Raw genomic sequence first — 14009 nt, 5'->3', positions numbered from 1 at the left:
CTAGAAGAGCTTCCAGAAGGCCCAGACGCAGGCCGCATAGATCGCGCAGACGAGCCCTGCGCCCAGGAGATGCACGCCCATGGCCTGTCTGGGGTTCCTGGGCCGCAGCCACCAGGACAGCGGACCGTTGGCCGTCCAGGGCACCAGGAACCCGGTCAGGGCGACGCTGAAGATGTTGCCGATGAACAGATTGACCGCGAAGGGCAGCTGCCACTTCTGGGCCAGCAGCGGCGTGCCGACCCAGACGCCCCACAGGAAGACGATCGGGTACAGCAGCAGCAGGACCACCATGTCCATCTTCCACACCGGAAGCGGCCCGGCCGCTTCCGCCGCATCGTTGCGGAACCACTGCTCGAAACCGGAGCGCGCCAGCCGCGCATGGAACTCCTCGGTGAGGGGAGCGGCCTCCTCGATCAGCTGCTTGCGCATCGGCGAATCGAGCCAGGCCTGCAGGTTGGTCTCGCCGTCGAAGCGCAGGATGGCGACGAAGTCGTCCTGCACGCCGGGCACCGGCGGCTCGAAGCGGTAGCCCTGCAGGCCGGGCGCGGTCGACTGGGCGGCCGCGATCCTGCGCTCCCAGGCGCGGTACTCGGCCTCCTTGCCGGGCTTCACCCGGGTGCTGATGACGGCCGACACCGGCGCGGGCTTGCGGCCGTCGTCGTCGCGCACGATGTGGACGTCGTCGCGCCCGATCAGCATCGATGCCACGCCCTCCAGGCGCCTCGCCCGCTCCGGCGAGCCCAGCCAGCGCTGGGCATCCTCGATGGCGGCGAAGCGCTGCAGGATCACCCAGTCGACCTGCACCGGCGGATTGGGCGGCAGCAGGCGCTGCTCGATGAAGCCCTGGAACGCCGTGATGATCGTGCTGGTCTCGCCCTGCCAGCGGGCGAACGCCTCGGCGCTGTCCGGCTTCACCGCCGTCTGGGTGACGATGGTGACGCTCATGACCGCGAAGCCCCTGATCGCGCTGCCAGGTCGCCGAACAGCCGGTCGGGCGTGAACGGCAGATGGGCGAACCGAACGCCGGTGGCATTGGCGAGCGCATTCGAGACGGCCGGCGCCACCGGATTGATGGCGCATTCGCCCTGGGACTTGGCGCCCAGCGGACCGATCGTGTCGACGGTGTCGGCGAAGAACAGGTCGGTGTGCGGCGTGTCGGCGAAGGCCGGCACCCGGCAGTTGCGCAGTTGGGCGTTCACCATATGGCCGCCCTCGTCGTGCACCATGTTCTCGACCAGCGCCCAGCCGTAGCCCATGGCGACCGCGCCATCGAGCTGGCCGCGGCACTGCATCGGGTTGATCGGCCGGCCGATGTCGGCGGCATGCACGCTGTGCAGGATGCGGACCTCGCCGGTGACCTTGTGCACCGCCAGCCGCACGCCCTGCACGTTGAAGGCGATCGAGCGCGGCGACAGGTAGGCGCGGCGGCCGACCGTGAAGCGGTGGTTCACCCTGGCGCCGGCGGCATGCAGCTCCTTCAGCAGGATCCGCTTGTTGCCGCAGATCACCGCGTCGTTGTCGAGCCGGCACTGGCCGCGATCGGCGCCGGTGTGGCGCGCGGCGAAGTCGAGGATGTCATCGCGCATCGCTTCGGCGGTGATGTGCGTCGCCTTGCCGGCGACCACCGTGCCGGTGCTGGCGAAGGTGCCGGTGTCGTAGGGCGAGCGGTCGGTGTCGGCGTTGGTCAGCGACACGTCCTTGGAGCGGACGCCCAGGATGCTGGCGGCGATCTGCTTGATCGCCGTCGAGATGCCGTTGCCGAACTCCGACGTGCCGCAGGCGAGATGGTAGGTGCCGTCGGGCTTCAGGTGCATCTCGGCGCTCGAGCGATGCTCGGTCGGCGGTCCGCATTCCAGCATGGCGAGCGCCAGGCCGCTGCCTTCGAGCCACGCCTCGCCGGCCGGCCTGGCGACGCCGTTGCCCTTCTTCAGCTCGCGCTGGACGATGTCGAGGCACTGGTCGATGCCGTGGCTGCCGAAGCTCGCGTCGCCCGGCTCCTGCCAGATCGATTCTACGTTGTCGCCCGGCCGCACCACGTTCTTGCGCCGCAGCTCGACGGCATCGAGCTTGAGCAGGCGGGCGAGGTCGTCCATCGCGCATTCGATGGCGAAGGTGGTCTGCGAGGCGCCGTAGCCGCGGAAGCCGCCGCCCGGCGTCATGTTGGTATAGACGACCTGGCCGATGCCCTTCTTGTTGTCGCAGCGATAGGCCGCGATCGGGCTCGCCATCGCCGCAGCCAGCGTCTCGCTGCCGTGGTTGCCGTAGGCGCCGGTGTTGGACACGACGTGCACTTCCATCGCGGTCAGCGTGCCGTCCTTCCTGGCGCCGATCTTGACCCGCGTGGTCATCTGGTGCCGGGTCGTGGCGCCGATGAACTCCTCCTCACGCGTCCATTCCCATTTCACCGGCCGGCCGGCGAGCTTCATGGTGGCGAACAGCGGCAGGTCCTCCGACACCATCTCCTGCTTGCCACCGAAGCCGCCGCCGACCCGCTCGGTGAAGACATGGATCTCGCGCCCCGGCACGCCGGTGAGATAGGCGAGCTTCTTCTGGACCGCGAAGGGGCCCTGGCTGCTGGTGCGGACGTGCCAGCGATTGTCCTCGCCCTTGTAGGCGATCGAGCCGTGGGTCTCGAGATGGACGTGCTGCACGCGCGAGGTGGAGTAGGTCTGCTCGTGCACGGCGTCGGCTTCGGCGAAGCCCTTGGCAATGTTGCCGAGCTCGCCCTGCAGGGTGCAGAACAGGTTGCCGCTCTGGGTGACCACGTCCTTGTCGTGCAGCAAGGGCGCGCCGGGCTCCATCGCCGCCACGGGATCGAACACCGCCGGCAGGATCTCGTAGTCGATGTGGACGGCGCGCACGCCGGCCTCGGCCGCCGCCTCGGTCTCGGCGACCACCGCCGCCAGCCGCTGGCCGACGAAGCGCGCGACATTGTCGAGCATGTAGGTATCGTCGGGATCGACCAGATGGTCCTCGTGCAGCGCGGTGCTGTAGAGCCGGCGCGGCACGTCCTCCCAGGTATAGACCGCGACCACGCCCGGAATGGCGAGCGCCTCGCTCTTGTCGATCGATTTCAGCCGCGCATGGGCGTGCGGCGAGCGCAGCACCTTGAGGTGCAGCATGCCGTCCATCGCGATGTCCATGGTGTAGCGCGCATGGCCGGTCAGGATGGCGTCGGTGTGCGGGTTGGGGATGTTGGCGCCGAGCGCATTGCCGGCGACATCCTCCTCGATGTTGATCTTACCATGCAGCGCATCGACGATCGAGCGATAGCCGGTGCAGCGGCAGATGTTGCCCTTCAGCGCATGCGGCAGGTCTGCCTTGCGGTGATCGTCGAAGGCTTTGGACGCCGTCGTCATCATCATGCCGGCGGCGCAGAAGCCGCACTGGAAGGCCTGGGCATCGTGGAAGGCCTGCTGGACCGGATGCAAGCTGCCGTTCTTGGAAAGGCCTTCGATCGTGGTGATCTTGCGGCCGGCGCCGCGGAAGGCCGGCACCAGGCAGGAATGGAACGGCTCGCCGTCGACCCACACCGTGCAGGCGCCGCAGTCGCCCGCGTCGCAGCCCTTCTTGACGCCGAACACCTCGAGGTCGCGCAGGAAGGTGCGCAGGCACTGGCCCGGCTTCGGTTCGGCCGAGTAGAGGTGGCCGTTGACGTCGTAGTTGCTCATGACAGCTCCGCGCGAATCTGCTCGGCCAGGTAGAGGGTGATGTGGCGCTTGTAGGGCGCCGAGCCGTGGACGTCGTTGAACCAGGCGTCGGGCGGCAGGCGCCGGTCGATGGCGCGATGCAGCTCGGTGGCGCTCGGCGTCTTGGCGAAGCGCAAATGGACCGGTCGCGGCGTCGCCGCGCTGACGGTCAGCAGGAAGTCCTGTCCGTCGTCGCCGACGGTGGCGATGATCAGCGCCGCCGAGCGGCCGAACTTGGTCAGCGATACCTGGCGCATCGCCGCCCGCTTCTTGAGGGCCGACATCGGCAGCAGGATCGAGCGCAGCAGCTCGCCCTTCTGCAGCACGTTGGTGTGCATGCCGGTGACGAAGTCGACCACCGGCACCTGGCGCGGCTGGCCGTTCTGCGGCCACAGGGTGCAGACGCCCTCGAGTCCCGCGGTCAGCGAGACCATTGCGCCGGCCGGCAGCGACATCACGAGGTTGCCGCCCACGGTCGCCGCGTTCCAGATCTTGAACGACATCAGGAAGGCGTCGATGCATTGCTGGAACAGCGGCGCCGCCCCCCAGTCGGCCGGCGGCTTGAACTTGTGCAGGTCGACGATCTTGGCTGTCGCGGCGATCTCCAGCCCGGCCGGCGTCACGGTGAGCGGCGGCCAGCCGAACTGCTGGAGGTCGACCAGCGTGTCGGTCGTCACCTGCGGCTCGGAGAACAGCCAGGTGCCGCCGCCGAGGAAGGCGTGGCCGTCGCGCCATTCGATCTCGTCGAACGACGTCGGCCGCTTCACTTGAACGATCGTGTTCAGGTTCATGATGCGCTTCCGTTTACTTCAGGTCGTCGAGCGAGGTCGGGCCCAGGCCGGGCGTGATCAGCGTCGGCCACTGCTTGGAGCCGAACGGCACGGCTGGCGGCAGGAAGGGCTGCTTGCCGCGACGCTGCATCTCCGAAACGATGGTCTTGCGCGCGTCGCCTCCCATCAGCTCGTAGTCCATCAGGTGATAGGAGTTGAAGTACAGTGCGCCGACCGAGCGGTCGGAGATGATGCGCACCAGCGACACCAGCATGTCCTCAGGCGTCGTGGTGAAGGAGATCGTCTCGATCAGCATCAGCCGGTCGTTGATCGCCTCGGGGCCGAAGTACTGGGCCAGCACGCTGAACAGCACGTTGTTCTGGCGCGCCACGTAGATGGTGTTCGACGCGGCGTAGGTCTTGTCCCAGTCGGCGCCGAGCTGGGCCTTCCAGCCGTCGAGCACCTCCATCCAGTGCTTGACCTGGGTCGAGGCCGCCCAGTTGATCGCGAGCTTGATGAACGGACCCTGCTTCTTGGCGTAGGCCTGCAGGGCATCCATCGCGATCACGCCCTTGGCAAGGCAATCCTCCATGAAGGCGATGTTGTTCTCGAGGATGGCGCGCGAGTTGGGCTTCCAGTCGGCGTCCTGATCGGCGGCATCGATGCCCTCGAGCGCGCTCTTCATCTCGGTGAGGTAGGCGCGCATCGGCGCCACCCAGGTCTTGTCGTTGGCGTTGTTGAGGTAGGGCATGACGACCTCGGAGATCGCCATCACGCTGTGGCCGAGCGACTTCTGCACCTGGTACTTGCGAGGCACGCCCGGCGCGTCGAGCGGCGCCTGGCCCGGCCGGTAAAGGATCATCCGGCCGCCGGCACCCGAGAACAGCGCGAGGATGATCGGGTGCTTGGCCAGGATGTTCTTGCGGAAGGTCTGGCCCGCATTGTCGTAGAGCGCGAACATGCTGACGTTGAGCTGCTGCACGTTCTTGGACGCGAGATCGGCCGGGGCCGGCGGCGTCGTGCCGGCGATGGTCGAGAGATAGTCCGGCAGACCGGTGCTCTGCGCCGAGGCCGAGCCCACGGCAAGACCGGCCGCGATCACGCCGATCGCCAGCCGCGACAACATAACTTTCATCTGCTTACCCCTTTTGTCCTTTCACGAAGGTTTACCCTAGAAAAGCACCGTCAACCGCATGGTCGTGGTCAGCGCGCCCGGCGCGCTCGCGACTGCCCCCGGCGTCGGTATGTAGCTGATAGTAGGTTGTAGAAATATCGCAGCAAACAAGTGGGCCTGGTAGTAGGCCTGCAGGATCACCTCGGTCGGCCGCACGAACACGTTCGGGTTGGTCCGCGACACGCCGATGCCGATGCCCATCGAATCGCGCTCGCGGTCGCCGATCAGGCCGAAGGCGGTGAGGCCCGCGCCGTAGTACTGGTTGATCGGCAGCGTCTGCGAATCGTTGAAGCCGAGCTGGTAGAAGGCGGAGATCGACGAGGCGGTGACCCGGTCGTTCAGCCCGAATGCGAGGCGCTGCGAGCCGAACAGGTAGAAGCCGCCGGTGCTGTCCTGGGTGATGCCGCCCGGCGCGGTGAGCTGGCCGGTATGGCGCCACAAGCCGATGCCGAGCTGGCCGGGATTGCGGCCTTCGCCGAGCACCCAGTCGAAGCCCATCTCGGCGATCATGGTGTAGTAGCCGTTGAGCTGCGGCCCCGTCAGGCCGGTCTGGATGCCGCGCGCCAGGTTGCCGTCGTAGGCGCCGACATTGACGTAGAACTGGGTGGTCGGCGTGAAGCTGACGGTGATGCCGTCGCCCGGATTGTAGTAGCCGGGCAGGATGTCGAGCATCGAGCCGTTGGCGAAGATCGTGGTGTAGAGCAGGCCGCTGACCGACGGGATGTTCTGTGTGGCGTCGTCGAATGCCACCGGGCGCGTCACGTTGTTGAAGTCGGCGGACGGCGCGCTGCGGCCGATGCGGACCTTCAGCACGTCCTTCACCAGGACCTGTTCGTACCAGGCCTGGAAGAGCTCCGAGCGGTTGTGCGGTAGCGGTCCGGTGATGCCGTTGTAGCCGGTGATCGTGCCGGCGTCGGCGTTGGTGTCGCCGCCGTTGAACTGGAGGAACTGGAAGCCGAAGGCGGCGCCGCGCCAGTCGGCCAGCTTCTCGGCATTTATGCCGAGGCTCACGAACAGGGCGCTGTTGTTGGTCGTGCTGCCGGGATGCACGCCGCCGGCTGCGACGAGATTGGTGTCGGCCAGCCAGACGCCGCCGAGCGCCAGTCCCCATTCGTCGCGCAGGCCGAGCCAGCGGCCGAGCTGGCCGGTGCCGGTAGAGAAGGTCGTGGCAGCGGGGTTGCCGGTGACCGAGGCGACGGCCGGACGGTCCGATACGGGCTGCGCGACGGCTGCGTTCGCGAGCAGCGAGGTGCCGCACAGCGCCCCGAGCCAGAGGGCCCGCAGGCGCCGGCGCACACGCGCGCATCGCACGTTCCCACTGCCCAAGCGTCTCGACAACGCCCCACCCGTCATCGCACCCCGCCGTCGATCGTCGACCTGCCCGATCCACGAACCGAGTGTGCGCGACGTCGCGGCTTGATGGACGTCAAGAAATGATCAAGATCGGGTTAAGCGGGAAAACCGCGGCCGATCATCGTGTTAGCGTGCCGGCCTGGGTTGCGTCGCGGTGGGGGGTGTCATGGCTTGCAGAAGCGTGAAGCAAGGGGTCGTCGGTGTGTTGGCCGGGGCGATCCTGGCGGCGTTCGCGCCGGTCGAGGTCGCGGCCGTCGAACCGATCAAGATCGGCGCGGTGCTGCCGTTCTCGGGCGGCGTCGAGCTCTATGGCGGGCAGGGGCGGCTCGGTCTCGAGCTGGCGATGGCCGACATCAATGCCGCCGGCGGCATCCTCGGCCGGCCGGTCGCCGTCGTTTTCCGCGATGACGGTACGCGGCCGAACATCGCGAGCGAAGCGGCGCGCAAGGCGGTCGAGGAGGACGGTGTGCTGGCTGTGGTCGGGCCGATCACCTCGCAGAACCTCGACGCCATCGTGCCGGTGTTGGCGGAGCGGCGGACGCCGTTGCTCTATGCCACCAACTACGAAGGCGGCAAGTGCAGCCGCTACATGTTCGCGCTCAACACGGTGCCCAACCAGGAGCTCGACTCGCTGCTGCCCTACATGACGAAGACCTTCGGCGGCGACTATTTCCTGCTCGGCGCTGACCGCGACTGGCCGCACCGCATGTTCGACGCCGCCGGGCCGGTGATCGCCCGGCTGGGCGGCAAGGTGGTCGACAAGCAGTACACGCTGGGGGCGGAGAAGGATTTCGCGTCGTTGGCCGACCGCGTTGTCGCCAGCAAGGCCAAGATCCTGCTCTATGCGCTGAAGGGCGACGGCATGCAGTTCATCCCTTACGCGTCCGAGCGCGGAGTCTTCAGGAACACGACCGTTGCCTTCCTCGGCCTGACCGAGGCCGACCTCAAGGCGTTCGGCGGCAAGGTCGACAACATCCACGCCGCCGTGCCGTTCGTGGTGTCGAGCGAGGATCCCAAGGCCAAGGCTTTCACCGCGCGGGCGCGCGCCAAGGCGGGGCCGGACAAGGCGATCTCCAACTATGTCGAGGCGCACTACAACGCGCTGTTCGCGATCAAGGCGGCGCTCGAGAAGGCGGGCAAGGTCGACAAGGAGGCGCTGATCGACGCGCTCGAAGGCGTGACCTTCGACTCGCCGGCCGGGCCGGTGACCATCGGCAGGGACCACCACGCCACGCTCGACATGTTCCTGGCGAAGACCCGGGGGCCGCAACTCCTGCAGGTGCAGGCCCTCGGCGCGGTCGCCCCGAAGTCGGGCTGCACCGCAGCTTCGGTCGCCCGGTAGAGCTCATTCGGACCGCGGACCTCCAGGTCCGCTCATAGGAGCGCATGAGCGGACCTGGAGGTCCGCGGTCCCATGAGACATGTCGCGCACGCCGTCGGCGGTCGGGACCAGCGGCTGGCTCTCGCCCTTGCCGACCACCGAGATCGCCGTCGCCGGCACGCCGTTGCGCACCAGGGCATCCTTGACCGCGTTGGCACGGCGCAGCGACAGCGCCATGTTGTAGTTCTCCGGGCCCGAGCGGTCGGCATGGCCGGTCGCGGTGATGCGGGCGTTACCCGTGGTCTTGAAGGCGTTGGCCGCCTGCTTGATCGTGTTCAGCGCCTGGGCCGACAGGTTCGAGCGGTCCCAGTCGAAGAACACCATGAACGAGGTCGTCTTCACTTCCGACGGCGGCGGCGGCGGTGCCGCAGCCGGTGCGCCGAACTTGACCTGCACGCTCGCGATCAGGCTGACGTTGTAGTTCTGCGGGCTGGTGGTGGTGTTGAACGCCACGCCGCCGATGTTGACCGTCTGGTTGAAGGTCGGGTTGGTCGTGCCGTAGAAGCGGCCTTCCAGGTTGAAGCGGAACATCGAGTCGAAGTTGTAGCCAACGCCAACGATCGCCTGATAGGCGAACTGGGTGCTTTCGGCCCAGCTGCCCCCGGACCGGGTGTTGACGAAGGCTACGCCGGCGCCGGCACCGATGTAGGGAACGATCACGCCGCCGGCGTTGAAGTCGTACAGCAGGTTGGCCATCGCCGAGACTTGGTAGAAGTCGACGCCGGCGGTCGTGCCGGTGGTGGGGACGTTGATCGTGCCCTGGTTCTGGCGATACATGCCCTCAATCTCGACCCTGGGGCCAAGGAAGTCGTAGCCAATCATGCCACCGGCTGCCCAGCCGGTGCTGTAGCTAGCGTTGGCCGTCGGATTTGCGGTGACGCCAGGGGCGCTGGTATTGACGGGATAGGAGTTGTTGAGCAGCCAGTTCAGTCCGCCCAGGGCGCCGACGTAGAAGCCCGGATACTGCAGGGACTGGGCTTGCGACGCGACTGGCATCGCCGCGAAGGCGGCCGCCACTACTACTGCTTTCCTGATCACGGAGTTCTCCCCCCAAAGTCCAAGGTCGAAGGCGTCATCCGCTTGTTGACGGATGCTGGCTACAGAATATCACGATCCACCGAAATCGGGCGCACTTTATGCGCGCACATCTGCCATCCGGTCCCTTCGTCAGCTCGATGACATTCTGGGCAATGGAATGGACTTCGACCCGTGAGATTCCGCGAGAAAAATCGCGGCCAATGCCCAAAGTAGGTTTCCGCGAGAATCGTTGATAGAATCCTTCGATGAGGTCGCAAGTTTTTCGCAACGCTCGAACCGGCCGGCGTGATGCGCCCCCTCGTTGCCTTGGCGTGGCGCGGGATGGAGATGCGACGAGAATTGAGAAAAGGGCCGACGGATGCCGATGCCATCGCATCCGGACGCGTTCTCAAGCCGTGAGAAAGCCGAGAAAGCGTCCGTCGGACGCCTTGCCTTTATTTTTTCGCCGGCCCGAGGAAGTCGAAGTCGACGCCTTCATCGGCCTGCAACACGGTCCGGTGGAACAGTCCGGTGTAGCCGCGGTCGCTGCCGGGATGCGCCGGCGGCGGGGTCCACGCCTTCTTGCGCGTCTCCAGCTCCTCGAGCGGCACCAGCAGCTCGAGCTTGCGGTTCGGTACGTCGAGAGCGATGCGATCGCCGGTCTTGACCAGGGCCAGCGGTCCGCCGACGGCCGATTCAGGCGACACGTGCAGCACGATGGTGCCGAACGCCGTGCCGCTCATGCGCGCGTCGGAGATGCGGATCATGTCCTTCACGCCGGCGCGCGCGAGCTTCATCGGGATCGGGAAGGAGCCGGCCTCGGGCATGCCGGGCGCGCCCTTGGGCCCCGCGTTGCGCAGCACCAGGATGTCGTCGGCCTTGACGTCGAGGTTGGGATCGTCGCCGCGCGCCGCGAGATCCTCCAGCGAATCGAACACCACGGCGCGGCCGGTGTGGGTCATCAGCGCCGGCGTTGCCGCGGCGTGCTTGATCACCGCGCCGCGCGGTGCGAGGTTGCCGCGCAGCACCGCCATGCCGCCGGTCGGCTTGATCGGATTCTCGGGCGTGCGGATCACCGTCTGGCCCGGCACCATCTCGGCGTCGTCGATCACGTCCTTCAGGGTCTTGCCCGAAACGGTCGTGCAGCTCTCGTCGAGGTGCGAGCGGATCTCTTTCATCAGGCGCGAATTGCCGCCGGCCCAATGGAAGTGCTCCATGTAGTGGTCGCCCGACGGCTTGAGGTCGACCAGCACCGGCACCTTGCGGCCGATCGCGTCGAACTCGTCCAGCTCGATCTGGATGCCGAGCCGCCGCGCGACGGCGGTGAGATGGACCAGCGCGTTGGTCGAGCCGCCGATCGCCTGCAGCACGGTCAGCGCGTTCCTGAATGCCGCCTCGGTCATGATCTCGCTGGGCTTGGGGCCGCCCTTGACCGCGAGCTCGGCGGCGAGCTTGCCGGTCGCCTCGGCGACGCGCAGGCGGTCGGAGTGGGTGGCGGGGATCGAGCCCGAGGTCGGCAGGCCCATGCCGAGCGTCTCGACGATGCAGCCCATGGTGCTGGCGGTGCCCATCACCATGCAGGTGCCCTTGGTCGGCGCCAGCCGCTCGCTCACCTTGTCGATGTCTTCCTGGGAGAAGGTGCCGGCGCGGAACTGGCCCCACAGGCGGCGGCAGTCGGTGCAGGCACCCAGCACCTCGCCTTTGAAATGGCCGACCAGCATCGGCCCGACCGGCAGCACGACCGCGGGACGGTCGACGCTGGCGGCGGCCATGAGCTGTGCCGGCAGGGTCTTGTCGCAGCCGCCGATCAGCACGACCGAGTCCATCGGCTGGGCGCGCACCATCTCCTCGGTGTCCATCGCCATCAGGTTGCGCAGGAACATCGAGGTCGGGTGCGAGAAGCTCTCGTGGATCGACACGGTTGGGAACACCATCGGCATGGCGCCGGCCAGCATCACGCCGCGCTTCACCGCCTCGATCAGGTCGGGCACGTTGCCATGGCAGGGATTGTAGTCGCTGAAGGTGTTGGTGATGCCGACGATCGGCCGGTCGAGCGCGTCGTCGGTGTAGCCGCCGGCCTTGAGGAACGCCTTGCGCAGGAACAGCGAGAAGCCAGCGTCGCCGTAAGTGGCAAGGCCCTGGCGCATGCCCTTCGGGGTCTTCTTGTCGTCGGTCATGTCCTACTCACCTTCAAGGCCCGCCGCCCAGCGCGCATGCTGGAGGGGGTCGCGATTGGATGCAATGGTGCGCGCCAGCTCGAGGCCCATCAGCGCGCCGAACTTGAAGCCGTGGCCCGAGCAGGGCGACATCACCCAGCCTTTCGCGCCGGTCTTCTCGACCACGAAGCGCTCGTCGTCGGTCACCGTATAGAAGCAGACCTTGAGGCGGTCGGTGGTCCACGAGTCGAAACCCTTGAACAGGCCGCGGCAACGCTCGATCAGAGGGGCGATCTCCTCCTCGCGCGCCTCGCGGCCGCCATCGGGATCGCCCGTGCGGCTGAACTCGTGGTCGCCGACCTTGAAGCCGCGGCCTTCCATCGGCGGCACGAAGTAGAGCCCGACGTCGCCGGTCTTCTCGATGATCATCGGCCCCTTGGCCCAGACCGCGCGCTGATCCTCCGGCAGGCGGAAATAGATGACGATCTGGCGCGACGGCAGCAGGCGCTGGCCCATCGGCAGCAGCCGGCCGACCCAGGCGCCGGCCGCGACGACCACCATGTCGGCTTCATGCACCGTGCCGTCGTTGGCGGTGACGCGGCCGAGGTCGAGATCGACCGTGCGGATTTGCATATCTGCGCGAAGCCGAACGTGCGACTGGTTCGCAAGATAGCGCGCCAGTGCCGTCACGATGTCCTGTGCGAACAGCACACCGCCGGTGTCGAGCCAGAAGGCACGCTCGACGCCGCCGGCATTCAGCTGCGGGAAGCGTCGCCGCAGTTCAGAGAGGGTGAGTTCTGTCATCGGCCGGCCGATCGCGGCCAGGGTCAGCGCCGAGCGCTCGGCCCAGTCGGCGCCGTTGCCGGTCAGGGCGAGCGTACCGGTGGCGGCGTACAATTTGCGGCCGAGATCGCTCCAGAGCAGGTCCCAGGCGGCAAACGCCGGATCGATCATCCGCGCGTAGCCCGCGTGATCGCCGTAGGGATGGCGGATCAGACGATGCTCGTCCATCGACGAGGCCTGCGGATTGGGCAGCGCCGCCTGCTCGAAGATTTCGACGTGATGGCCGTTGCGCGCGAGTCCCCACGCGGTGCTCAGACCCATGACGCCGGCGCCGATTACTATGACTTTCATCGGCGCGGACACTCATTGACTGCAGTGTGCGCGTCAAGCTGCCGCGTCGCTGCAGGTTTGATTGCGCACTGGGGCCGAGACTTGCCAAAAGTCAAATCTTCGGCGTTGATGCCGCCGAGCGTTTCACAACCGTTTGGGAGTAGGGGTAGGAACCATGGCGATGACCATGCTGCAGATGTCGGGAGTGGCGCCGGCGCCGGCGACGATGAAGGATGGCGTGCTGTTGATCATCGATGCCCAGCGCGAGTACACGGATGGGCTGCTGCCGCTCGCCGGCGTGGCGCCGGCGATCGAGCAGCTGGCCGCGCTGCTGGAGAAGGCGCGCGCCGCCGGCGCTCCGATCGTTCACGTTCGCCATGCCAGCAAGGGCAAGGCCTTCAATCCCGAGTCGACGGGCTACGAGATCGTCAAGCCGCTGACGCCGCGCGCGGGCGAGGTGATCGTCGACAAGGGCCTGCCGAACGCCTTCACCGGCACCGAGCTTGCCAAGCATCTCGGCGCGACCGGTCGCAAGAACCTGATCGTCGGCGGCTTCATGACCCACATGTGCGTATCGGCGACGGTGCGCTCGGCGACCGACCACGGCTTCATGAGCACGGTGGCGGCCGACACGGTGGCGACGCGCGACCTGCCGGATGCCACGGGCAACGGCACGGTCGACGCGGCCTCGCTCAACCGCATCACCCTGGCGGCGCTGTCGGATCGCTTCGCCTGGATCGTGCCGAAGGCGGCGTCGATCGCCTAGTCGAGCGACTAAGGGTACGGGTTCGGCAAGTCGGCGATGATGGTAACGGCAGCCAGGGCGATCAGCAGGGCCAACGAACTGTATTTGATCAGCATGGGGTGCCAGTATCGTTCGTAAATTTTGTCGCTGCCGTTGGAACAAACAGAATGGGCGGCCCGTTCCTAGGCCGCCCCTTTCTCGACCGTCCGGTCGACTACTGCATGGTGCTCGCGACGTTGCTGAGCACGCCGTTGACCTTGGTGCCGACCGAGCCCATGGCGACGATGGCGGCGACGGCGATCAGCGAGGCGATCAGCGTATACTCGATGGCGGTGGCGCCCTTCTCGGACTGCATCAGACGGCGGAAAATGGACAGCATGGGTATCTCCAAAAGAATAGGCCTTTTGACCTGCGCCTTTGCGAGGCCGTGCCGCCTGAGTTCTGGGGCCGAGGCGGAGGACCTGACGGAGACGCTGGGCTCATGAAATATGCCCAGCCTCAACAATAAGCTGAGTCAGTGGCCCTAACGTATTGAATACACTGCTTGATACAACAGACTGATTGTATCATGTGCATCATGCTGGGGCCCTTGTGTTATCGTGGCGCAAAAC

At 66.9% G+C, this 14009-nt stretch carries 11 protein-coding genes; 2 read left to right on the top strand and 9 right to left on the bottom strand.

Annotated elements, in window-relative coordinates:
- Genes J0J01_RS15305 through J0J01_RS15285 form a run of 5 tightly spaced genes read right to left on the bottom strand, consistent with a single transcriptional unit; the run spans position 1 to position 6929 of the window.
- On the bottom strand, positions 1–945 hold the full coding sequence (locus tag J0J01_RS15305; RefSeq protein WP_296382011.1) for an antibiotic biosynthesis monooxygenase: 945 nt from the start codon (positions 943–945) through the stop codon (positions 1–3).
- Complete coding sequence (locus tag J0J01_RS15300) at positions 942–3671, bottom strand: molybdopterin cofactor-binding domain-containing protein (RefSeq protein WP_296382009.1); 2730 nt, start codon at positions 3669–3671, stop codon at positions 942–944. Before J0J01_RS15300 ends, J0J01_RS15305 begins: the two co-directional genes overlap by 4 nt.
- Positions 3668–4480: an FAD binding domain-containing protein gene (locus J0J01_RS15295; RefSeq protein ID WP_296382007.1), complete on the bottom strand. Its 813-nt coding sequence runs from the start codon at positions 4478–4480 to the stop codon at positions 3668–3670. Before J0J01_RS15295 ends, J0J01_RS15300 begins: the two co-directional genes overlap by 4 nt.
- Positions 4481–4493: 13 nt before the next feature.
- Positions 4494–5594 (bottom strand): hypothetical protein, encoded by a 1101-nt coding sequence (locus tag J0J01_RS15290; protein WP_296382005.1) that lies wholly within the window; start codon positions 5592–5594, stop codon positions 4494–4496.
- A gap of 36 nt (positions 5595–5630) precedes the next feature.
- Positions 5631–6929: a carbohydrate porin gene (locus J0J01_RS15285; RefSeq protein ID WP_296382003.1), complete on the bottom strand. Its 1299-nt coding sequence runs from the start codon at positions 6927–6929 to the stop codon at positions 5631–5633.
- A 223-nt stretch (positions 6930–7152) separates the two neighbouring features.
- Here J0J01_RS15285 and J0J01_RS15280 point away from each other — a divergent pair, with 223 nt between their 5' ends.
- Complete coding sequence (locus J0J01_RS15280) at positions 7153–8328, top strand: ABC transporter substrate-binding protein (RefSeq protein ID WP_296382001.1); 1176 nt, start codon at positions 7153–7155, stop codon at positions 8326–8328.
- A 3-nt stretch (positions 8329–8331) separates the two neighbouring features.
- On the opposite strand, the gene J0J01_RS15275 is transcribed toward J0J01_RS15280, so the two are convergent.
- From J0J01_RS15275 to J0J01_RS15265, 3 genes are all read right to left on the bottom strand, one after another.
- Entirely contained in the window at positions 8332–9405 is a 1074-nt protein-coding gene (locus J0J01_RS15275) for an OmpA family protein (RefSeq protein ID WP_296382000.1), read from the bottom strand.
- A 434-nt stretch (positions 9406–9839) separates the two neighbouring features.
- Positions 9840–11561 carry an IlvD/Edd family dehydratase gene (locus J0J01_RS15270; RefSeq protein ID WP_296381998.1) on the bottom strand — a complete coding sequence of 574 codons (1722 nt, stop codon included), beginning with the start codon at positions 11559–11561 and terminating at the stop codon, positions 9840–9842.
- 3 nt (positions 11562–11564) lie between these two features.
- Positions 11565–12674 (bottom strand): FAD-dependent oxidoreductase, encoded by a 1110-nt coding sequence (locus tag J0J01_RS15265; RefSeq protein ID WP_296381996.1) that lies wholly within the window; start codon positions 12672–12674, stop codon positions 11565–11567.
- A 154-nt stretch (positions 12675–12828) separates the two neighbouring features.
- On the opposite strand from J0J01_RS15265, the gene J0J01_RS15260 reads away from it, so the two are divergent.
- A complete protein-coding gene (locus J0J01_RS15260) occupies positions 12829–13419 on the top strand; it encodes a cysteine hydrolase family protein (RefSeq protein WP_296381995.1) in 591 nt (196 codons plus the stop codon).
- 193 nt (positions 13420–13612) lie between these two features.
- Here J0J01_RS15260 and J0J01_RS15255 read toward each other — a convergent pair whose 3' ends face one another.
- Positions 13613–13777 carry a Flp family type IVb pilin gene (locus J0J01_RS15255; protein WP_296381994.1) on the bottom strand — a complete coding sequence of 55 codons (165 nt, stop codon included), beginning with the start codon at positions 13775–13777 and terminating at the stop codon, positions 13613–13615.
- Between the last annotated feature and the right edge of the window lie 232 nt (positions 13778–14009).

Source organism: Reyranella sp. (assembly GCF_017305915.1).
GTDB lineage: Bacteria > Pseudomonadota > Alphaproteobacteria > Reyranellales > Reyranellaceae > Reyranella.
Note: the sequence above shows the minus strand (reverse complement) of the source record. Positions and strands in the feature narration are given on the sequence as shown.

Coding starts and splice junctions, on each gene's coding strand:
- J0J01_RS15305 (WP_296382011.1), bottom strand. CDS start 945: ATGAGCGTCACCATCGTCACCCAGACGGCGGTGAAGCCGGACAGCGCC.
- J0J01_RS15300 (WP_296382009.1), bottom strand. CDS start 3,671: ATGAGCAACTACGACGTCAACGGCCACCTCTACTCGGCCGAACCGAAG.
- J0J01_RS15295 (WP_296382007.1), bottom strand. CDS start 4,480: ATGAACCTGAACACGATCGTTCAAGTGAAGCGGCCGACGTCGTTCGAC.
- J0J01_RS15290 (WP_296382005.1), bottom strand. CDS start 5,594: ATGAAAGTTATGTTGTCGCGGCTGGCGATCGGCGTGATCGCGGCCGGT.
- J0J01_RS15280 (WP_296382001.1), top strand. CDS start 7,153: ATGGCTTGCAGAAGCGTGAAGCAAGGGGTCGTCGGTGTGTTGGCCGGG.
- J0J01_RS15270 (WP_296381998.1), bottom strand. CDS start 11,561: ATGACCGACGACAAGAAGACCCCGAAGGGCATGCGCCAGGGCCTTGCC.
- J0J01_RS15265 (WP_296381996.1), bottom strand. CDS start 12,674: ATGAAAGTCATAGTAATCGGCGCCGGCGTCATGGGTCTGAGCACCGCG.
- J0J01_RS15260 (WP_296381995.1), top strand. CDS start 12,829: ATGGCGATGACCATGCTGCAGATGTCGGGAGTGGCGCCGGCGCCGGCG.
- J0J01_RS15255 (WP_296381994.1), bottom strand. CDS start 13,777: ATGCTGTCCATTTTCCGCCGTCTGATGCAGTCCGAGAAGGGCGCCACC.